General features: G+C 36.6%; 19 protein-coding genes. 5 read left to right on the top strand and 14 right to left on the bottom strand.

What is annotated here, in order from left to right:
- The first annotated feature begins 297 nt into the window (after positions 1-297).
- The gene (locus Q4503_RS12745; RefSeq protein ID WP_303602501.1) at positions 298-1380 is read left to right on the top strand and encodes a purine nucleoside permease; all 1083 of its coding nucleotides are present in this window, start codon (positions 298-300) and stop codon (positions 1378-1380) included.
- A 386-nt stretch (positions 1381-1766) separates the two neighbouring features.
- On the opposite strand, the gene Q4503_RS12740 is transcribed toward Q4503_RS12745, so the two are convergent.
- The 11 genes from Q4503_RS12740 to Q4503_RS12690 form a co-directional block, all read right to left on the bottom strand.
- Positions 1767-2018, bottom strand: a complete 252-nt coding sequence (locus Q4503_RS12740; RefSeq protein ID WP_303602500.1) for a hypothetical protein — start codon at positions 2016-2018, stop codon at positions 1767-1769.
- Between the two features lie 55 nt (positions 2019-2073).
- Positions 2074-2409, bottom strand: coding sequence for a DUF2007 domain-containing protein (locus Q4503_RS12735; RefSeq protein WP_303602499.1), 336 nt, complete (start codon positions 2407-2409; stop codon positions 2074-2076).
- Between the two features lie 178 nt (positions 2410-2587).
- The gene (locus Q4503_RS12730) at positions 2588-4645 is read right to left on the bottom strand and encodes a TonB-dependent siderophore receptor (RefSeq protein WP_303602498.1); all 2058 of its coding nucleotides are present in this window, start codon (positions 4643-4645) and stop codon (positions 2588-2590) included.
- A gap of 137 nt (positions 4646-4782) precedes the next feature.
- Complete coding sequence (locus Q4503_RS12725) at positions 4783-5157, bottom strand: hypothetical protein (protein WP_303602497.1); 375 nt, start codon at positions 5155-5157, stop codon at positions 4783-4785.
- A 95-nt stretch (positions 5158-5252) separates the two neighbouring features.
- Positions 5253-6527, bottom strand: a complete 1275-nt coding sequence (locus Q4503_RS12720) for a PAS domain-containing sensor histidine kinase (protein ID WP_303602496.1) — start codon at positions 6525-6527, stop codon at positions 5253-5255.
- On the bottom strand, positions 6528-7910 hold the full coding sequence (locus tag Q4503_RS12715) for a sigma-54 dependent transcriptional regulator (RefSeq protein ID WP_303602495.1): 1383 nt from the start codon (positions 7908-7910) through the stop codon (positions 6528-6530).
- 143 nt (positions 7911-8053) lie between these two features.
- A complete protein-coding gene (locus Q4503_RS12710) occupies positions 8054-9292 on the bottom strand; it encodes an FtsX-like permease family protein (protein WP_303602494.1) in 1239 nt (412 codons plus the stop codon).
- Positions 9293-9301: 9 nt separating this feature from the next.
- On the bottom strand, positions 9302-10591 hold the full coding sequence (locus Q4503_RS12705) for an ABC transporter permease (RefSeq protein WP_303602493.1): 1290 nt from the start codon (positions 10589-10591) through the stop codon (positions 9302-9304).
- Between the two features lie 9 nt (positions 10592-10600).
- Positions 10601-11314 (bottom strand): ABC transporter ATP-binding protein, encoded by a 714-nt coding sequence (locus tag Q4503_RS12700; RefSeq protein WP_215973813.1) that lies wholly within the window; start codon positions 11312-11314, stop codon positions 10601-10603.
- Between the two features lie 83 nt (positions 11315-11397).
- Positions 11398-12666 carry an efflux RND transporter periplasmic adaptor subunit gene (locus Q4503_RS12695; RefSeq protein ID WP_252727574.1) on the bottom strand — a complete coding sequence of 423 codons (1269 nt, stop codon included), beginning with the start codon at positions 12664-12666 and terminating at the stop codon, positions 11398-11400.
- Between the two features lie 413 nt (positions 12667-13079).
- On the bottom strand, positions 13080-14384 hold the full coding sequence (locus Q4503_RS12690; protein WP_303602492.1) for a hypothetical protein: 1305 nt from the start codon (positions 14382-14384) through the stop codon (positions 13080-13082).
- Between the two features lie 401 nt (positions 14385-14785).
- On the opposite strand from Q4503_RS12690, the gene Q4503_RS12685 reads away from it, so the two are divergent.
- The 3 genes from Q4503_RS12685 to Q4503_RS12675 all read left to right on the top strand — a co-directional run bounded on the left by Q4503_RS12685 (position 14786) and on the right by Q4503_RS12675 (position 16880).
- On the top strand, positions 14786-15262 hold the full coding sequence (locus Q4503_RS12685; RefSeq protein ID WP_303602491.1) for a DUF2947 domain-containing protein: 477 nt from the start codon (positions 14786-14788) through the stop codon (positions 15260-15262).
- Positions 15262-16215, top strand: coding sequence for a 23S rRNA (adenine(1618)-N(6))-methyltransferase RlmF (gene rlmF, locus Q4503_RS12680; RefSeq protein ID WP_303602490.1), 954 nt, complete (start codon positions 15262-15264; stop codon positions 16213-16215). Before Q4503_RS12685 ends, rlmF begins: the two co-directional genes overlap by 1 nt.
- 248 nt (positions 16216-16463) lie before the next feature.
- Entirely contained in the window at positions 16464-16880 is a 417-nt protein-coding gene (locus Q4503_RS12675) for a hypothetical protein (protein WP_303602489.1), read from the top strand.
- Between the two features lie 291 nt (positions 16881-17171).
- Here Q4503_RS12675 and Q4503_RS12670 read toward each other — a convergent pair whose 3' ends face one another.
- From Q4503_RS12670 to fadI, 3 genes are all read right to left on the bottom strand, one after another.
- A complete protein-coding gene (locus tag Q4503_RS12670) occupies positions 17172-17384 on the bottom strand; it encodes a hypothetical protein (RefSeq protein WP_303602488.1) in 213 nt (70 codons plus the stop codon).
- Positions 17385-18073: 689 nt separating this feature from the next.
- The gene (fadJ, locus tag Q4503_RS12665) at positions 18074-20269 is read right to left on the bottom strand and encodes a fatty acid oxidation complex subunit alpha FadJ (protein WP_303602487.1); all 2196 of its coding nucleotides are present in this window, start codon (positions 20267-20269) and stop codon (positions 18074-18076) included.
- On the bottom strand, positions 20269-21573 hold the full coding sequence (fadI, locus tag Q4503_RS12660) for an acetyl-CoA C-acyltransferase FadI (RefSeq protein ID WP_215973806.1): 1305 nt from the start codon (positions 21571-21573) through the stop codon (positions 20269-20271). The genes fadJ and fadI overlap by 1 nt, the downstream gene beginning before the upstream one ends.
- 325 nt (positions 21574-21898) lie before the next feature.
- Here fadI and Q4503_RS12655 point away from each other — a divergent pair, with 325 nt between their 5' ends.
- Positions 21899-22864, top strand: coding sequence for a MoxR family ATPase (locus Q4503_RS12655; protein WP_215973805.1), 966 nt, complete (start codon positions 21899-21901; stop codon positions 22862-22864).
- The last annotated feature ends 26 nt before the right edge of the window (positions 22865-22890 follow it).

Below are 22890 nucleotides of genomic sequence, written 5' to 3'. Positions count from 1 at the left end.
AATAAGGCTATCCGTAAGTTAGCGCTTGTAGTAACTCCAGAGAAACGTCGCTCTGTGACACCTTTGTACCTGAAAATCGCACTAAATCAGTGCTACGATTTGCTACTTATTGGTACAAAATAAAAATAAGTGTCAGTTGCTTCATACCTAAAAATTAAAACGTAAGTTCCATATTACATAGCCTTGCAAGGAGTTTTGAGCCACAAATTTTGCAATCAGTATTATCATAAATTGGTAGGCATGATATTTGCTGACACTATGTTCAACTTTTAAATAATTAAGGTGGGTAAGTTACGTATGTCGTATTTAAAATATGCCAAAAAGGCATTGTTTGTGTTGTTGTCCCTAAGTGTCTTTGGTAATCAAATTGCTAATGCTGCTTCTACAGAAATTATTCCTATTAAAACAGTGGTTGTCACTATGTTTGAAGATGGTGAAGCAATGGGCGATGATCCTGGTGAATTACAACTATGGTTAGAGCGAGGAAATTTCTCTACTAAATTAGATTTTCCTTTAGGTATGTATGATTTATACCTTAATAAAGACGGCGTATTAGTTATTTGTGTTGGTGGTGGTATTCCTAATGCAACAGCTTCAATTATGGCGCTTGGTCTTGATACTCGCTTTGATCTTAGTAAATCGTATTGGTTAATTACGGGTATCGCTGGTGGCGATCCGCAAGATATATCTTTAGCGAGTGCGGCTTGGGCTAAACATATTGTTGATGGTGATCTTATTTATCAAGTCGATGCTCGAGAAATACCAGCGTCATGGCCTTATGGTATTATCCCACTTGGTGCAAAAGCGCCAGCTGAAAAACCCGAAGATATCTCAACAGGCTGGTCTTTAGACACCGTTTCTTTCGCGTTAAATAGTGAATTAGCTGATTGGGCTTATGCACAAACAAAAGATGTAAAAATTGATGATTCAGCAGCCATTAAAGAATTTAGAGCATTATACAAAACTTACCCAAATGCACAAAAGCCTCCGTTTGTTACTATGGGTGATACCTTAAGTGCGAGTAAATACTGGCATGGTAAACATTTGAATCAATGGGCCAATGATTGGTTAAAACTCTACGGTGGTAAGTCTGCAAACTTTATGACGAGTAACATGGAAGATTCAGGTACATTAACGTCTTTAATGCGCCTTGCTCGTATTGATAAAGTTGATCCAAGCCGAATAATGGTGCTAAGAACGGTAAGTAATTACACCATGGCACCAGCAGATAAAGAAACAAGCTGGAGTATTACGGCTCCTTATCCTGATGGCGGTTTTCCAGCACTCAATACAGCCTATGTAGTTGGGAATAAAGTTGTTCAAGAAATAGTTAACAATTGGGATAAATATGAAAACGCCCTGCCTTACGAAGTAAAATAACGAATCTACATACGAGGCGATACAACCCATTTCCTTTAATAAATACAACCCTTTAGGCTCTCGCGAGTTTAATGGGTAATCAGCACTAATTACTTGATTTAAAAACATCAATTGTCATGATTGGTGTTTTTTAGTGTTTTAGAGTTGTTGGATGCTATTATACCAATCTCACTAGCTATGTGATCATTTATACTTGCTAAAATCACCAACTACATTGTTATTTATTTAATAATTAAAATAACTAGTTATTGAAATAAATGCCTTGTATTTGGCAATTTTTCTACCTATAAAATTGTTCACTTAATTAATGAAACTGATATTAAAATTTTTCACCTTTTCAATATATTTATAGACTCACATTAATAACATTAGTGCTCAAAACAACGCTATTTAAACCAAACCTTTCCACCAATCATTTTATAGGCGGGTGTGCCCCTTATTAGCATTTCTCTAGCAAAAACCGTTTCACATTTAGGGCAAGTGCAAGGCTCAGTTGTATAATCTTTAAATATACGTTCTTTAAAGCATTTCACCAACGCGCCTTTTCCACCTTTTTTATATTTAAACAGTTGCTGTTGGCACTTATTACAATAAATATTCACTGTTTTAGCGGGAGCTTTGCTATTAGGTTTTGACATAATTTAACTGTTTGATTTAGCTTTTTTATTCAACTTTTTTATTCAATTGCATGCTTTAATTAGGTGAGGCTACACTAATTTGTTGTTGCGAGTTTTCAGTGCCACAATTCCAACACACTTCAAATGACGATGCATTTTGTTCAGAACACTTTTCACAAACCCAATCTTCACCTTCATTATTGTTTTGTGATTCATTTATGATTTTTGTCGAGCGTTCAAAATCGTTGTCATTGGTAACCCAAACTTCGGGCCATGAATCAAAGACTGAAATTTCACCGGTCGCGCCCTGTGAAAACTCATTTTTTATAAATGAACTTATTCCTTGTGCTTCAATAAGGTTTTTTACATTACTTACAAGAAAGATACTTTCATTGGTATAAACCATTTTCATACTTTAGTACTCTTCATTAAATAGCAGCTACAATCATACCTCAATATTACCTAAATAAAGCCTCAATGATCAGACTAAAGATCATTGAGGCATTAATGAAGCATTATTAATTGTAACGATTTTTAAACCTGTATCACAATGACAAGCGGTCTAAATGCCGTTGCACTCATACTTTATTTTAGCCGCCAAATTGAAAACGTATACCGGCATTAACGGTAAAGCCATCATTTTTAGACCAAATATCTGTCGTCCATCGGCCACTTGCGGCTTGCTCTGGCAATAATAAAGATTCTTCTTTGGTTTGTCGTACATTTAGCAAGTTTTCAGCATTAACAAACAGACTGACTTTTCCTATCGTTATCTGGCCTAATAATCCTAAATGCCAATAAGGATCACTTTGCTGACGATAAGGGTTATTCTCAAGGCGTTGTGTTCCCGTATAGTAAGCCTCAAATCCAAGTAAATGACTACCATGCTCTTCCCACATAACAACAAGTCCAGCTGAGTGTTTAGGTGTTAGTGCTAAAGGTATTCTGCCAGTGCCTACCTCATCTTCTTTCGTCGCATCGGTATATAAATAACTTCCTGTGAACTTAATGTCTCGCCAGCGATAACGTAGTAATAATTCAGCACCATTAATTTTACTTTTACCTTCAGCGTTAACAATGCGAACTTGCTTATTAAACACATTATCAATATCGTTTATAGCCTCTAACTCTGTCACGTTTTCAATGTCTGACCTAAATAATGTCATGCTTGTTTCTACACTACCTAAGACATAGCTGATATCGATAGAAGCGGTTGATGCTTGCTCTTCTTTAATATTTTCTAAAGGGGCAAGTTGTGATAAACCGGCTTCATCAATATCTTCAATAAATGGGCTTGGCGCAAAAAAACCTTGTCCATAAGCCCCTCGAATAGTCCAGTTTTCTGGGCTATATAATAATGAAATACGAGGACTTACTTGTGTACCATATTCGCTATGCCAATCAGTACGAGCACTAAGTGACATAGAAATATCATCACTAGCTTCATAATCTAATTGCGAAAAAAGCCCTGGCACTTGGTATGAATAATTAAATTCTGAAAAGGTATCAGAATCGAATTTTTCTGATTGAAGCGCGACTCCCACTAACCACGCTGTTTTATCTGAGTATCCAGATACGCTCGATTCAATGAGGTAACTTTGGTGGCTGTCCTCTTCAAGAACACTACCAAATTCATGTTCATGATCTTGATTCATTCCTGAACCTCGGACATTAATGTTCATCACCTCCCCTAACGGTTGATCGTAGATAAAGCCAAGGTCGGTTCTGAGTGTTGATTGGGTTTGTGCAAATGTATTGCCATCAGGTAATGTTGCATTACCTAAAGTACCACCTTCTCTTTCCTCTTTCATTGCCCCCATCGTAAGGTAAAGATTAGCACCATCATCACCTTGCCAATAAAGCCTAGGACGAACACTGCCTCTTTCGTAGCCAGCCATATCAATCCAGCCGTCGTCGTCTAAATCTTGTTTTTCTTGATGATGAATACCAGCGGTAACTGAACCGCTTAAATCATCGGTTAGAGGTGATGCAACGTACGAAGTAACATCTTGACCATTTTTAGAAGTAACATTAACTAACACCTCGCCTTCATAAACATCCGCAGGTGTTCGTGAAATAAGGTTAATAACGCCTCCTAGCGCAGAGCCTCCGTATAATGAAGAAGCCGAACCTTTAATAATTTCGACATTAGCAAGATCTGTTGGCGGGATTTGCAATAAGCCAATGGAAGCTGTTTGACCGCCATATAAAGGCAAACCATCACTTAATAATTGTGTATAGCGGCCATATAATCCTTGTAGCCTAATATTGGCACTACCTAATGTAGGTGACGTGGTTTGTACTCTAACACCACCGGTTTCAGCCACTAACATAGAGATGTTACCCGGTCGCATTAGTGCTTTTTCTTGTATTTCTTCACCATTAATAACTTCAGTTCTTGTTGCAGACTCGGTGACAATACGTCCTAAACGAGAAGCGCTTACTTGTATTTTTTCAATACTATTATCGCTATGTTCATGGTGGTCATGCTCTTCTTGATGGCCTTGTTTTTCTTGATGACTATGTTCATGTTTTTCTTGATGAGCATGTTCGTGCGCATCTTGTTTATCATTTTCGCTTTCATGTGCAAAAGCAAGTGTGGGAACTAACAGTGCTGCTACTGCTATTGTTAACGTTTTTTGAAACATTTTTACCTCAGATATAACGTGGTAATACTTCAGCGCAATAGTTCTGTTGACTAGCGTGCTGATAACTTTATGAAGTGATAAGTCGTAGGCAGCTGAGCCTACTATAATCGGTTCCACTTGGAGCGGGTATAAAGGTGTTATGAGATAAAAATGGGGGGACGATACAGTAAAGTTATAATAGATTTAGATTGTTCAACATTGTAAGTATAAAGCTTTTCACCTACCACAGCTGTTTTATTTAAACCAACATCGGTTGAAAAATAGGTACTCGATGAACAGACATGAGCCATACAAACACAATCCATATCGCAACATTCAATGTTGCAACAATCTTCAGAGTTATCCGTATCTATAATGCTTGGATCATTGTTTTCTAACGTATGATTCTTAATAAGAGAATGAGACTCAGCATAAGTTTCGCAAGACATAGAGGTATTAAACGCTAATACTTGGCCAATAAAGGCAACAAGCATAACCGCTAAAAATAATACTCTTGAAACTGCTTTAACCATCTTAATCTCTTAACCTCTACGTACTATCCGTAGTTTATGCTTTTCTTACGTATATGTGAACAGGGATTCGTAAATTTATTCGTTAGCGTTTAGCATTATATTGGCATAATTATCAGTACGCTGAGACCACCTTGTTCTCGGTTTTTAAACACTAATCGACCTTCATGTGCTTCAATAATCTCTCGACATAGCGCTAACCCCAAACCTGTTCCTGAATGCTTAGTGGAATAAAAAGGCAATAAAGCATTTTGAATAACTTCGGCCGACATACCGCTACCGTTGTCACTGATGCTAATTTCAACAACATCACTAGTCTCTTGAAAAGACAAGGTAATATTGCCTGTTTCATCGGCTTCATGTGCATTTTTAAGAATGTTTATTAGTACTTGTTCAAACTGTGCTATATCTACATTAATGCGTGAGTTTGGCAATGGTGTTATCAGAGAAAAAGAATAAAGCTCTTGTAATTGTTCAATTAATGCTACCCAATTAAGTTCTTGTTTGTTTGGAAGTTTAACTTTTGTCAGTGTCGCATAACCTTTAATAAAGTCGTTAAGATGATTAACTCTACCGCTAATAGTATTGAAAACCCGATTTAACCTTGGCTCTTCTAAATTTTTAGCCAACAATTCGCCGCTATGACACATAGAGCTAATAGGCGCGATAGAATTATTAAGTTCATGACTAATAACGCTGATCACTTTCTTCCAAGTCGCAACTTCTTGCTTTGAAAGCTCTTGCGTAATGGTTTTTAGTAAAAATAATTGATGTTTAGCTTGGTGAATAACAACGCTTGAGCTAGTTACATGCCACGCTTGTTGTGTTCCTTGTTCGTCCGTTAAGGTAAAAATAGATTCACCTTGATGAGTTAACGCATGTTGAAATTCTGGGGCTAATGATTTAAGTAATTTACTCCATTTAAGCCCTACAATAGAGCCATTTAATTCAAACGCCTGTTGTGCACTATTGTTGGTAAAGGTGATGGTATCGCGATGATCAACTAAAATAGTTACCATGGGCGAAGCATTCAACACCTTATCTAACATCATTTCACGTTGATAAAGCCGTTGACGCTCTTCACGTAATTTATTACTGGTTTGGTTGAACGCATTAATCAGTGAGTTATAACTGGCTTCTTTTTGTTGATTTAAACTCACCGAAAAATCATTGTCACGTAAGCTTTGTAAACCATGATCTAAGCTTTGTAAAATAATTTGGTGGCGCTTATATTGTTTTTGTAATAATAAAAATGTCGCCAATAATGAAAGCACTAACAACGAACTAATATAAATAGGATGCTGCGCAACAAAGTAATACACCATCACCATTAATGTAGCGTGTAATACACCTAAAAGAATAATTAATCGCATTTAATGCTCTTCTGTTTGGCTAAGTTGGTGTTTTTCAATACGTCGGTATAGCGCTTGTCGGCTTAATCCCAATTCATTAGCCGCTCTTGAAATTACCCACTCATGTTTGTTTAACACGGCTTTCAAATTATCTTTATCACTACTCGCTTTTTGCGCTGCACTTTCTACTTTATTTAATGCTAAAGAGCTCTCTACATTACTTGAATTTACTCCAAGCATAAAATGCTCAGGTAATAAAATTTCATCGGCACATAACACCATTGCACGTTGACAATGGTTTTCTAATTCTCGCACATTACCTGGCCACGGCTGTTGTTTTAGAAGCGATGCCGCTTGCTCGCTTAATTGATGACTACCTGAAATAAAATGACGTGCTAAAGGGATAATGTCATCTTGTCGCTGGGCAAGTGGCGGTAAATTAAGTTCAACAACGTTAAGACGATAATATAAATCTTCACGAAAGGTATTATCTTCTATTGCTTGCGGTAAATGACTATTGGTAGCACTAATAACACGCACGTCTACAGTAATTGTTTCGCTCGAGCCAACCCGTTCAAATTGCCCTGTTTGTAATACCCGTAGTAGTTTCATTTGCCCTGCTAACGACAAGTTACCAATTTCATCTAAAAATAATGTCCCGCCATTTGCTGCTTCAAAACGCCCTTTTCGCATTGCTGTTGCGCCTGTGTAGGCACCTTTTTCGGCACCAAATAATTCCGCTTCCATTAATTCACTCGCCAGCGCCCCCATATTAACTTTAATAAAAGGATTAGCATTACGCGGGGAGTTTTGATGAATATAGTCAGCAATACGTTCTTTACCACTGCCATTTGCACCTGTGATTAAGACACTAATATCACTGTTAGCAACTTTATCGGCCATAGCAACAAGCTGTTTCATCGGTTGGCTTTCGACAATAAAGTTTGACGATGACTTGATCTGGCTGGCGCTATTTTTTCTCTTAGCTGATTTTTCGTTAATATTATTCCCTGAATCAACAATATTAGCTGAATCAACAATGTTTTCCGCGATAATATCGAGTAGTTTCATATCATTCCACGGTTTAGGTAAATAATCGGCTGCACCTGCTTTAACTAATTCAACCGCAATTTCAAGCTGACTCCAAGCAGTAATAACAATAATAGGTGTTGTCGGCGATATTTCTTTAAGTTGATAAAACAACGATCGTCCTTCTTCACCCGATGTGGTTCCTTGGCTAAAATTCATATCTTGAATGATTAAATCAATACGTTGATTATTTGCCGCAAAAGCAGCATCTTTTATAGTACTCGCGGTGCTTACTTTATAGTTATGTAAGCTCAGTAATAAGTCTAATGCATCTAAAATATCAGGATTGTCGTCTACTACTAACACTCGCTTCATTCTATCAATCCTTGGTTATTCTTTATTTTTATTAGTTGTTGATTATTCATTAGAGTTATTGACCATCACAGCGAGTGACGGTCAACCTTGTATTTAAAAATGGAAGTAAAAAACTTGTATCAAAATTCTATTATCACGTTGTGCTACAGCGTTTTAGTTGCAATAACAGGCGATATTTTTGTTGTTTTATATGCAGGCAACCAAGTCGCTAATGAACCAGAAACGAAGACAACAAATACTGCTAAAGCATACAACAATGCTGTTGGCTTTTCGATAGTGATCACTTGTGATAGCGCAATATTTAATCCTATCATAGTTGCTATGCCGACAATGCTAGCGCCCAAATTAAGTAACCAATTTTCACTAAATACATACAACATAATATCTTTTTTACGCGCACCAAGCGCACGACGAATACCAATAAACTTACGTTGTTGTGTTACATGAAAGTGGGCATGTGCAAAGCTACTAACAACCGTAACTACAATCATTAATAACGACAACATGCCAAACAAACTCGCTAGACCTGCATCTTGACTGTAAAAATTTTTCAATCGCTCTGCCATACTTTGCACGCGTATAATGTCACGTTCTGCTTGTACAGATAAAATAGTATCGCTGAGCTGTGCTTGCACTTGCGCTAACTTTTCTGGCTCAACACGTATCACATAATGTTGCTGATAGTCTGCTTGTGAATACATGAAGTTACCAAATAAACCAAAAGTCTTATCTATGCCTTTACGTGTAGGGCTAATAGTAAAATCTCGTGCTATACCCACTACTCGTCCATTATTAGTTAACTCACCTAAGGCTGACCTATTTGGGAATATTGCTTTAGCTAATGATTGCGTAATAATAATATTTTGTTCTATTTTCCCTCTATCTTGCAAAGTATAGAAATCCTTTGTTATATCATCAGCATCAGTTAGTTTTCTCCCTTCAATAATTTCCACGCCTAAATTTTCTAATCCAATTTTACTACTATAAAACTGCGGTACATAACGTAATTCCACGGGTAAAACTGCATCTTCAGGGAAGTCAGCAGCTTGCATATTACCGTTCCAACCTCCTCGTTGAATTGGCAATTGGTTATAATGAGCAGCGCTAATAACACCGTCTATCGCTGATATTTTTGCAATATCTTGTTGGGTAATCGATTGATAATAATCAGTATCACGATAGGCACCAGAGGTTGGCATTAAGTCAACGGTAATAAGCTGTTCAACATCAAAGCCTAATGGCTTATTGAGTTTTTCAATCGTACTCGCCGTTAATATAACCGTATTAACCATTAAACCTATGGTTAAACTCAGTTGTAATATTAATAGTGTAGTGGCGAATTTACGAAGACGTAACGCCTTAAATAATGCTTTAATATTCATAATAATACCTTATTTCAACGTCGTTGATAAAGACGTTCTACAAGAACGAATTAACGGATATAACATGCTAATAAATGAAGTAACTAGCGCAATGCCAATCCCCATCAATATTAATGTTATGTCTATATCACTGGTTTGTTTTAGTGCTGGAAATAATGTCATTGATATTTGCAAAAACAACCAGCCAAATAACAGCGTTAAAACTGCACAACATGATCCAATCAACATGCTTTCAACAACACCTTGATAGAAAACATCTTTCATTCGAGCACCTACCGCACGTCTAAGTCCAGTTTCGAATCTTGCACTATGATAACGAGCAAGTAATAAACTACTGGCATTAAAAATACAAACAGCTAAAAAGAGTGAACTAGCTAAAGCGAAGGCCAACATCCGTTCATCAACTACCTTTTGGTGTGTCAGCCATTCATTAACGTCTAACAAACGGTTGTCATTAGCTCGCAAGTATTCACCTTGTGCTTTACGGTGTTGTGAATAGTTATCAAGATATTGTTGCATTAACTGCTTCTGCTCAAGCGTATCAAGTTGTACAAAAGCTTGTAAAAAGAATCCATTTTTTCCACGATTGTCAGACACTGAATGAATTCGGTCAGTTGACATGTTTCGCAAATCAATAGCCCATTCATTATCCATTGCCGTTTCTATGGGGGCATAGATATCATCAGTCGAATTAAACGCTTGCTCAAATGCGGCATTATAAAAAACAGGTTTTAAATTCCATGGTTTCAGCACACCAACAATTTCAAAAGGTTTACCACCAATTTCAAGGGTTTTACCGACACTATTACCACCACCAAAAACTTGTTGATTAAAGGTGTCACCAATAACAATCTGCTTGGCATAGTCTTGCTGCCAAACACCGCCAAAGGCAAAAGGCGCATCAGTTAGCGGGAAAAAGCCTTGCGTAGTGGCTCTAACTATTGCCTGATGGCGCGTTAGGCTTTTAGCATTGATATCTCTGGTGTAAACTTTTGATTGGTAATGCACCATAGTGTGAGTTGCTATGTCATTTTTTAAAATATGCATAGCATCGTTATATCGCATAACTTCAATTAATTCTGCATCTGGGTTGTCCAGTGACCAAATATTCAGTGATACATTAAAAATACGATCGCTTTTATAAGGAATTGGGTCTGATGACATCGATTTAATAATGGCGATGTTAGCTAAGAACACGCCAACGCCTACCGCTAAGGTTGAGATCATTAAAATAAAAAACAATCGATTACGGATTAAGTTTCTAAAACTCAATTTGAGGTAATAATTAAACATTTCCATAAGAAGTCCTTAAACCTTAACAGCGATCGATGCATTATCATGCGTTGGCGCATAAACACTATGATCGGTAATTTGGCCATCAATCACTTGTACATTTCGACCTACTGCACGCGCCTGGTCAGGATCATGGGTTACCATAATAATAGTGCTGCCTTCAGTATTTAATGTATGTAGTAACTCCATTACTTGCCGTGCCATTAGAGAATCTAGGTTGCCCGTTGGCTCATCGGCTAATAATATTTTAGGCTCTCCTGCTAGGGCTCGAGCAATAGCGACACGTTGTTGTTGTCCACCTGATAGTTGACTTGGTAAATAGTTAGCGCGACTAGCTAAACCGACTTGCTCTAGCGCATTAGTAATGCGGCGCTTTCTCTCGGCAGCATTAAAACCACGATATCGTAATGGCATGTCAATATTGTCAAACAGGTTAAAGTCAGGGATTAAGTTATAGTTTTGAAAAATAAAGCCAATTTTTTCGTTACGTAAGCGCGATAATTCATCATCATTAAGTCCTTGAATATTTACACCGTCGAGTTCATAAGCACCTTGGTCAAAGCTATCTAATAGCCCCGCCACATTTAAAAATGTAGACTTACCTGATCCCGAAGGCCCTGTCACTGCGACAAACTCACCTGCATTAACTTGCAAGTTGAAATCACGCAATGCGTGGGTTTGAATAGTATCACTACGATAAATTCGACTAATGTTTTTCATGTTAAGCATAATTATCTTCCTAAATAGTCTTTTGTAGACCTGTTGATTGTTACTTTTATAATTGGTTTATTTACTTGTACGTTATTTTTTTCTTAATTTAGCGAAATCGTTGAGTGCATATCAAACGTTTCTGTAGATGAAATAATAATAGTGTCTCCTGACTTTAATCCCGATGTTATTTCAATAAATTCAATGCTTTGCGAACCTGTTGTTATAGGGGTTAACTTGGCTTCGTCTCCTTTGATAACATAAGCAGCTTGGCCACCGTGGCTAGCTTGGAAGCCACCACGTTTAACCATTAATACGTTTTCTTTATTTTCAAATTCGATACGTGCATTCAAACGTTGATTCTGGCGTAGTTGAATTTCGGCTAAGTTATCGATTGACACTCTAACCATAACTTGACTGTTTTTAACTTCAGGAGAAACTGAAATAACTTTACCAATAAGTGATTTTCCTGATATTTGCATTTTCACATCAAGTCCAAGTCCTAAATCATCCGCGTAAAATTCAGGTACATTAAGCTCCGCTTCATACTGGCTTAAATCAACAATAGTCATAATGGCTTGGGTATCGCTAACTCGTTCTTTTTTCTGTACTAACCAGTTACCAACAATACCATCAACGGGTGCTCGAATATTCAGTAGCTCAACACGTCGCTGTAGTTCATCAACCACTAATTGCTGACTTTTAACTAAAAGATCACGTGTTTGGTTTTCAAATTCAAGACGTTGTATTGCTAGTTCGACACGTTTTTTGGCATGTTCGAATAGTAAGTCATCCTCAAGCTTTGCATCACGTTTACTAACTAAGTAAAGCTGACTAACCACTTGTTTTTCATATGACAGCTCTGCACGGGTTAATTCTCGGGTACTCGCATTAGCACGAACACGCGCAGTATCAAGCACCTGTTCGAGATCAAGCTGAGCTTCACGATCACGTAATTCACTTCTTCTAGCATCAATTTTTAAACTTTCTAACTTGGCTGTTGCTTGTTTAACTGTTGATTGTAATTCGGGGCTTAATATAGTTGCCACAATGGCATCTTTTTTAACAATATCACCTGGTTTCGCTAATAAAGTAACTTGCCCCGGCTCTGAGCTATAAATGGTAGGGGCATTCGCAGCAACCAATTTACCATTAACAGCAATGTCACGAATTAAGGTACCGTTAACAACGGTAGCACGGGTAATAGTTTGTGGGTTAACACTTGGAATGCCGCCAGACCATTGGCTTAAAGTTGGTAAAATAAACCAAATAATCCCAATCACTACAACAGCACCTATGATTAACTTAATCCAAGGTTTTTTATTGGTAGGGTTACTTATTATTTCGTCTTGTCCGTCGGTAGAGCTAATCATATCAATTTCACTGTATTGTCATATATATACAGGATATAGCGAGTAACATGCCAACAGTAAAATAAAAAAATAACCGACTGTTTTTAAAGGCTTTAAATGAAAAACGTTACAACTAAAGTGTCCGATTTTTTAATAATAAGTGTCCGTTCGGACGGTGTGAGTGTCCGATTTATTTAAGCGGACATTACTGTAAGCGGACCATAATTTAAGCGGTGACACTGTAAGTAAGTGATAACTTAAACAGACAACAATTGCGTAGATGCACACGTAGTATGATTGTTTGACGATGAAAATAAAAAGTAGAAAGGCAGTTGATGAGAGACTGAAGTGGTTTATGTAAAATAAATGAGTTATCGCTATTTACATACAAATAACGATAACTCAACTTAATGGCTTAAAAACATTTGTGTTATTTAGCCAAAAATAGCGCGCATAAGCTCGATAACTTTCTCAACACTTTTACCTTTTTTTACTTGGGCAATAATCGAGTCACGCTTGCTTAACATATATTCTGGTAGATCTTCAGACATTAATGCTTTATCTACCATTTCCTCTACCGTCTCTTTACTATTTTTTCTAAAGGTAGAGTTTGATTTTTTGGGTGCTTTGTTTAGCGCTTTATCACGAGCACGAATATAGTTCGAGTTTTGTGATAAGTCAGCATCGGCAAATAAAAATAAATCAATTAATATGGCACGATTTTGCCAAATAATAAGCTCAAGACCAGGGTTTTCTTTTTCGTCAATCGCTTCCTCTTGTTCAGTAATCAGGTCAGAGTCAACATCAGAGCTATCATCAAGACTTGTTGTCGTACTACTCTCTGTAATACTTTGCTCAGGCTCTGCTTGATTCCACCATGGCAACGTACGTAAAGTACCAATCATATCGTGCCAATATGATGAAAAGTCAGTGTTTGAAAACTTCACAATAGATAGCCCTTTGCAGAACATATCAATTTTATTATTGTTTAAAGCAATAAATTGATCCGGACGACGCATCGCGAGTAATCGCGTTGCAGCAGGTAATGGCGCTTTGCTTTTAACAGAGCTGTCTTGCGATTGCTCTTGAGCATAGTCTGAAAATATTTTCTGAAAATCCGTAACAAACTTTTGATATTCGTCATAGTTTACATCACCCGTTAACGGAATATGTGCTAACGCCGCATCAAACTTTTCAGGGCATTGCTCAAGTAACAGATGAAAAAGCTTAGCCCCTTTCGTACTGGCAAACCATTCTGTATCAAAGTCATAGGTATGATATACGTGACTGGCCGTATGCTTACCAGCAAATACTAATCGGTCTTCCATACTTAGCTCAGCTAGCGGAAGTTGACAATTGTTCTTAACATAATTCAATAAACGTAAACGCTCATCTAACGCATGTAATTCATGTTGCTGTTCAATAAAACCAACAAATATCGGCCAAGGTGCAATACGTGCCATTTTACATTGACTAATAGTAAAACCGGCTTCCAATGACTCTTGTAATTTTTTTAATGGTAAAAATTGTTCTTCATCTAAAAGTTCCATATTAAGATCTTCACGGCATAGCCTAATGAACTCTCGACACCACCCTGTAAATTCATCAGGTCTATTTACTACTTTCACTGCCATTAAATTTAAACTTAACGGCGTAAAATATTTAAGTACATTTTGATAAATCTGGTTTTCAGCGGCAGACAATGGCATTTTTACGGGTGAAGATAACAATTTTCTCATTAAATTTTACACACTCTTATTGATGATTTATTTCTAGCTATACAAGCTAATATAGGCTAAAAATAATAACGAAAGTCGCGCATAATACGGATTTATTGAGGCATTGCAATGAATAGTAAATATTATTCTATTTTAGCTTTATAGTTGTACTATTGTTGATTGAAAATAACACTAATAAATAACTTGAAAGATAAGATTGAATAATTCTTCAGAAAAAATGATTTCGATTAACAAAACTAAATCATCCGCTATGAGATAAACCGCTATTTTTTTGCTTAATTGACGCTATTTTCATCCTTTACTTTACTTCCTTAAAAAAAGTCACTGATTTCCTATATAAAATAATATCGACTCCCGTATAATCTACCAATAAGCCTTAGTATAATCATAGAGCCTAATTAATGAGCTACATCCCACTAGAACAATTAAAGAATGCTTGGATCTTTAAACATAAAAGTCTTCCTATTAGTGAAAACGATTTAACCAAAATTAAACCTATGGCCAAAGATCGCGCGAATGTATTGTGGGATACTTTTATTAGTCGCCAAGTAGATCATCCTGACTTTTTTAAAAAAGGCGACTGGCCTTTCGACAAAAGTAATTGGAAAGAGCAGGGAAAATGGGAAAGTATTTGGGACAGCAACGATGAAGAATTACCTGAATTAATCAATACTCATATTGCTTGGGATAATAACACTGTGGTTTATTATTGCTCAAATAGAGAAAATGTTATTGAAACAACATGGGCGGTATTTAAACGCTGTTGGAAAAATTTCTTATTTATGGATGATGGCTCTATTTTAATAGGAAAAAAACGTCAACAAGTCGTACAATTTACCAGCAATGGTTACTTTAAAATTGGTGATAAACCAAAGTAATGACAACAAAAAATACACTACATCCATCTAATAAACATCGTCATGGCTACGACTTTCCGACGTTAAAAAAGGTCCATACTCCCTTATCAGCATTGATCATAAAGAATCCACATAATCAACAAGACACTATTGATTTTAGTAATGCTGATGCCGTAAAAGCCTTAAACGTTGCTTTGCTGAAAAAACACTATCAAATAAAACAGTGGGATTTTCCTCAAGGCTACTTATGTCCTCCTATCCCCGGCCGTGTTGATTATATTCATTACCTTGCTGACTTATTGAAAGATAGTAAGGCATTAATCGCAGAAAAAGATAAAGCTATTAGTGGTAAAATAACGGCATTAGATATTGGTACTGGTGCTACCTGTATTTACCCTATTCTAGGTGCTAGCGAATATAATTGGTCTTTTGTTGCTTCAGATATCGATCCTGTTTCAATAAAAACGGCAAATGCTAATGTTAATGCCAATCGCAAAATTAAGCAGCAAATAAGCTGTCGCTTGCAACATAACAGCACTAAGATTTTTGAAGGTATTATTAAAACAAATGAATTTTATCATGTCACTTTATGTAATCCTCCCTTTCATAAATCATTAACTGATGCTGCAACAGGCACTAACCGTAAATGGAAAAACCTCAATAAAGGCAAAACAGCTAATAAAAAAGAGCATAAAGTAGATACATTAAATTTTGGCGGTCAAAAAGCTGAGTTATGGTGTCAAGGCGGAGAATTGGCCTTTATTCGTCAAATGATCAAAGAAAGTATCGTTTTTCAAAACCAAGTGCTCTGGTTTACCTGTTTAGTGTCAAATAAAGATCATTTATCTAAAATAAAGTTATCGCTAAAAAAAGCGAAAGCGTCAGAAATTAAAGTTTTTAACATGGCTCAAGGACAAAAAGTCAGTCGTTTTATTGCTTGGCGCTTTGTTAAAAATAACCTAACTACAATGTAATTTAGACTTAACTACCATTAATAAAAATATTTAACCCCGCAACTAAAGATTAAATATCAATAACTTAAAATAAAGTTATTGATGTTATATTAAGGGAGGTATAGCCCTTTAAAATCATTAAACGTAACCCATTAACAGTAATTAAAGAGATAACATGTCCTAAATAAATAGTTCATTGGCATAGTTTAAGCATAACTCCTATTGGAAATGAATCTTAAACCAACTAATAACTATAAAAGGAAAAATACATGTTAAGTTCAATTGTACTTTCAATGGCGATGTCAGTTTCACCTGTTCCAGCAGCAGATGCTAATATTCTAGATATTCAAGAAGTTAGCGCTAAACGTGGCTCTCGTAGATTAAGTGATGAATTCAATTTAGATGTTCAAGAGGTTAGTGCTAAACGTGGCTCTCGCCGATTAAGCGATGTATTTAATTTAGATGTTCAAGAAGTGAGTGCTAAACGTGGTTCTCGTCGTTTGAGTGATGAATTCAACCTAGATGTGCAAGAAGCTAGTGCTAAACGTGGTTCTCGTCGTTTAAGTGATGAATTTAACCTAGATATTCAGGAAGCTAGTGCTAAACGTGGTTCTCGTCGTTTAAGTGATGAATTTAACCTAGATGTGCAAGAAGCTAGTGCTAAACGTGGCTCTCGTAGACTTTAATATTTAAAAATAAGTTTAATTTCAGAGGTCAACCATGTTCAACTTATTAAAATCGTTTTTCAATACTAGCAAAGCTAAAAAAGGTAACCCTATTGCTGCTCGTATCGAAATAAAAGAAACCTCTGCCAATACTTGGTGGAGATAAGTTATTAATAACTTATCTTTTATTTGAAAAGCGTAATTATCTGGTAAATCAATTGTCAGAAATGATAAATAAATATCTAATATGGATGTTAGATATTTATTCAATAGTGACACGTTCACTTAGCATAAGACCGTATACAATAGAAACTAAGCCCTAAAAATAAGCTGTTCAAAACCAAACAAGCTATTTAACCGCATACGCTTTTTCATAACAAACATCGGCCATATAAGCGGGCCAAATATTATTCCAGCAACAGTCCATCGTTTACGATCAAAACCTACAACTAATGCCTGACAATAGAAAAAGGCACCGCAAACAACGCTTAATAATGTGCCTAAAAACACTAAAAATAACGACATAGTTCCTCGCCTAAATACCTATATTCAACAGATATTTATCTACACTTAAAGACGTCAAAAAATCGACAATAATATAGTTAACTGCCCACTTTTATTCAAGTTAAAATACCTATAGTTATTATTCATACCAGAAATAAAGCGGCATATTTTATCCGCCTTCGTGGCTAATTATTACCACATAACGGCCAAATATAATCCTAAATAGTCTTATACCAATCTCACTAACTATGTGATCATTTCTACTTGCTAAAATCACCAACTACATCGTTATTTATTTAATAATTAGAACAACTAGTTATTGAAATAAATGCCTTGTATTTGGCAATTTTTTCTACGTATAAATTTGTTCACTTAATTAATGAAACTGGTATTAATAAACAGAGATTAAGCCAACAGCATTAATTCAAAAAGTTAGTATTATAACCTTTAATAAAAGGAGTAGCATTTTAACTGACAGAATAAAAAGTAATATTAATTTTTTTGAGAAGCACTCAGCATACTAAGGTAATTCAATATGCTGAGCTAATTTGGTATGTGAGCATTTTGCTCAATGAATAGAGTAAAGCGGTATAGTCATGTCACTTAACTATACCGCTTAACTATACAGATTAACTATGCCGCCTAGTTATAGGGTTAATAAAGTGACACTTTTTTAACACTCTTAATTTCATTTACAGCTTTGTATAAGCTTAATAATAGCTAGTACCATTTTCAGCCATTGTAATTAAAGCTTCACATGGTGCGTAACGTTCTCCATGCTGTTGTGACCATTGCGTTAATTGTGCAACTAAAGATTGCGCACCAATATTGTCAATATAACGTAAAGGGCCGCCTAAAAATGGTGGGAAACCTATACCAAAGATGGCGCCAATATCACCGTCACGAGCATTACGAACAATACCTTCATCAAGACAACGTGCCGCTTCATTAAGCATCAAGTAAGTACAACGTTTTACTATTTCATTACTTGATAAGCTACCAGCTGGATTTAAGTTTAATAAAGTATAAATTCCTTCATCAACTTGCTTCTTACCTTTTTTAGCTTGCTTGCCGTATAAATAAAAACCTTTATTTGCTTTTTTACCTAAACGGCCATCATCTAATAACTTTGAAAAAGCAGGTGGAGCAGCAAATCGTTCACCTAAATCAGCTTCTAAAATAGGTCCTATTTTAGCGCCAACATCAATACCTACTTCATCAAGTAATTGCATTGGCCCGACCGGGAAACCAAAATCAACTAATGCTTTATCAAGCTTATCAATTGGCTCACCTGCCAATAATAATATAGCGGCTTCGTTCATATAAGGCGCTAAAATACGGTTAACATAAAAACCCGCTTTATCTTTAACAACAATAGGTGTTTTGCCTTGTTTTTTAGCAAAAGCTACTGTGGTCGAAATAGTTTGATCTGAAGTTGTCGCATGAGGGATTATTTCTACCAATGGCATTTTATCTACCGGTGAAAAATAATGTAAACCAATAACGTTCTCAGGTCGTGCTGCTTTTTCCGCTATTTTGCCAATCGGTAAACTAGAAGTGTTACTAGCAAAAATGGTTGAATCTTTAGTTTTACTTTCTATTTCAACAACCATATTTTGTTTTAATTCTAAGTTTTCAAATACGGCTTCAACAACAATATCTACATTTTTAAAACCAGAATAATCAGTGCAGCCAGTGATCATGGACATTTGTTTTTGCATTTCACTTTTTCGCATAAAGCGACGCTTAACTTTTTTATTCAGTAAGTCGTAGCTATATTTTAGCGCATGGCTTATGCCTTCGTGACCAATGTCTTTAATACGCGCTGGAATATTGGCTTTAGTTGCGGTAACAAAAGCAATACCGCCCCCCATTAAGCCACCACCAAGTACACCGGCTTTGAGGACTTTGCTCGGCATAACATTTTCAACACCTTGCTCTTTCTTCATCTCTGTTGTCGCAAAGAAAATATTACGAAGTTGTGCCGATTCTGGGCTCATCGCTAGCTCGCCAAAATGCTCAGCCTCAACTTGATAACCTTTTGCCGCTGATTCTTCTACACCAGTTTTCACACAATGAATAATTTTCATTGGTGATGGATAGTTACCTTTTATTTTAGACAAAACTGATTTCTCAGCCTGTTTATAAACAATACCGCGACCAATAGATGTGCCTTCTAAAAACTTATTAATCAATGAAGATTTAAACTTCACTGTTCGTTTAAATTTACCCGAAAGCGCCATTTTTTCAGCTGTTTCAATTAAGATGCTATTTGGAACCACATCGTCAACCAAACCTAATTTCAACGCTTGTTTTGCGCGAAGTTGTTTGCCGGTTAACATCATATCTAACGCTTTTTGAATACCAACAAGTTTAGGTAATCGTTGTGTTCCACCGCTTCCTGGTAATAAGCCTAATTGAACTTCTGGCACACCTAACGCTGTTTTAACATTGTCACTACACACACGTGCATGACATGCCATCGCAAGCTCTAAACCGCCGCCTAAACAAGCACCATTAATCGCGGCTACAACGGGTATATTCAATTGTTCAAGCTGTGAAAAAATCATTTGCCCTTGACGAGAAAGCGACACTACTTCTTCTTTTGTTTGGCAATTATTGATCATATTAATATCAGCGCCAGCAACAAAAGAGTCTTGCTTACCGCTACATAGCACAATACCCGTAATAGCTGCATCCGCTTTGATTTCAGCTAAGACATCAGCAACCTGCTCTGTAAATTCAGCTTTTAGCGTGTTCATCGTATCGCCAACAACATCCATAACCAAATGAGCAATACCATTTTCCTGACGGACTAAGGTGAAAGCGCTATTGCTATTGATTACATTATCATCAGTTGAAACTGATGAAGTTTCACTCGTTACTACTTCTTTGTTATCACTCATTAGGCTGTCTCCACTACCATAGCTGCACCCAAACCACCCGCCGCACAAGCAGTTGTTAATCCAATACCACCGCCACGTCGATTTAATTCATTTAGCGTTTGTGTAATTAAACGAGCGCCCGTTGCCGCAAACGGATGACCGTAAGCTAATGAACCACCCATAACATTAAATTTACTCATATCTATTTCGCCAATAGCTTTATCACGTCCTAAATGCTCTTGTGCAAATTTGTCACTAGCAAACATTTTCATATTCGCAAGTGCTTGAGCTGCAAAGGCTTCATGCATTTCTATTAAATCTAAATCTGCCAATTCTAATCCAGCACGTTTTAAAGCAATAGGCGTTGCGTAGCTTGGCCCCATCAACATATCTTGCCAAACATCGATTGCAGCAAAACCATAACTACGAATATACCCCAATGGCGTATAACCTAGCTCTTTGGCTCGTCCTTCGCGCATTAATAAAATAGCCGCACCACCATCAGTTAACGCAGTACTAGTCGCAGCTGTTACAGTGCCGTGTTTTCTATCAAAACAAGGACGTAATTTTGCATAACCTTCTAATACTGAATTTTCTCGAATACAGTTATCTTTATCAATAAAGCGATTATAAGGTTCACTGTGTGTACTCATCACTTCACCGGCTAATTTACCTTCCGCCCAGCTTTGAGTCGCTAACGTATGTGATCTATGAGCAAGTGCATCTTGGTCTTCACGCGAAATATTATATGTTTTGGCCATTTGCTCAGCCGTTTGTCCCATAGAAATTCCCGTTGAATATTCAGCAACAGCGGGGGCTACCGGTAAAATATCTTTAAAGCCTAACTTACGAATCAAGGCTATTTTTTGTCCAAGTGTTTTTGTTTTACTTAAATCTAATAAGGTACGGGCAAATTTTTTCGATACACCAATAGGTGCTACTGACGAGGAATCTGCACCACCAGCAATACCAACATCAACAAAACCAGCCATTATAGACTCAGCAACATTTACTGTTGACTGAAAACTTGTCGCACAGGCTCTTGATACGCTATAAGCATCGGTATGCACATTCATACCTGTGCCTAAAACAATTTCACGTGCAATGTTTGGGGCTTCAGGCATCTGTACTACTTGACCAAATACACACTGATCAATAATTTTTGGGTCAATATCATGCTTTTGTAATAACTCGTTGACTACTAACTTACCTAAATCAACGGCTGGTACACCATGAAAAGCAGTTGCTTGTTTAGCAAAGGGGGTTCTAAGCCCTGCTACAACAGCAATTCGCTCACCTGCTGATGTGGTCATTTTTATTGTCATGTATTTTTTCTCCTAATTAGTAGCGCTTCTTTTAATAAAAAGGCGAAGCACGAAGAGGTCTGACCTCTCAATTGTTACCCTGATTTTAACTCACTATACGAAAATATCAATGCCTGATTTTTTTCTTAGTATAAAAGCATAGTTTATTAAACCACCACCAAAAGAAAAAAATTGTTACAACTAAGTCAAAGAATGCTTGTTTTCTTTAACAATACCCTTATATATACTCATGTCACTTCAATATTCGGGCTTAGTACGTCGAACTATTTAAATACCAGAATGTATTTCAATGCATTCTTAAACAATTAATAAAGATAAAATAATTATGGCAATTGAACATTTTTCAGCATTAAAACAGCATTTATCACAACAAATCATTGGTCAACCTGCTTTTGTAGAAAATTTACTTATCGCTTTATTAGCAAATGGTCATTTAATTGTTGAAGGTCCTCCTGGGTTAGCGAAAACACGTGCTATAAATGCCTTAGCTGATGGGCTTGAAGCTGATTTTCATCGTATTCAATTTACGCCTGATTTATTACCTGCCGATTTAACAGGTACTGACATCTATAGACCAGAAGATGGCACTTTTGTTTTTCAGGCTGGCCCTTTGTTTCAAAACTTAGTATTGGCAGATGAAATTAACCGTGCACCAGCAAAAGTCCAATCAGCCTTATTAGAAGCAATGGCTGAAGGGCAAGTAACTGTAGGTAGAAAAACATATCAATTGCCTGATCTATTTTTAGTTATGGCAACACAAAACCCGATTGAACAGGAAGGTACTTATCCTCTACCTGAAGCGCAACTTGATCGCTTTTTAATGCATTTAGAAATTGATTATCCTGATGCGGCTAGTGAGTTAGAGATTTTAAAACTCAATCGTGGCGAAGCGCGTACGAATACTAATGAAGAAAAGCCAAAATTAAGAGTGTTAAGTCAAGCTGAAATATTTAATGCTCGTGATGAAGTGCTTAATATCCATATGGCACCTTCCCTAGAGACCTATATGGTTGATTTGATCATGGCGACGCGTCAACCCGAAAAATATGATGAGAAACTTAAATCATGGTTAGCTTTTGGTGCTAGCCCACGTGCAACAATTGCCTTAGACAGATGTGCTCGTGCTCGTGCTTGGTTACACAACCGTGATTTTGTTAGCCCTGAAGATATTCAAGCAGTTTTACATAATGTGTTAAGACATAGAATAATACTTAGTTATCAAGCAGAAGCTGAAGGTATCTCGTCTAATCAATTACTTGATCATCTTTTAAGCTTAGTTGCAGTGGCTTAGCATTGAGTAATACGGTCGGCAATAAC

The organism is Colwellia sp. 6_MG-2023 (assembly GCF_030547765.1).
Taxonomy (GTDB): Bacteria; Pseudomonadota; Gammaproteobacteria; order Enterobacterales; family Alteromonadaceae; genus Colwellia.
Note: the sequence above shows the minus strand (reverse complement) of the source record. Positions and strands in the feature narration are given on the sequence as shown.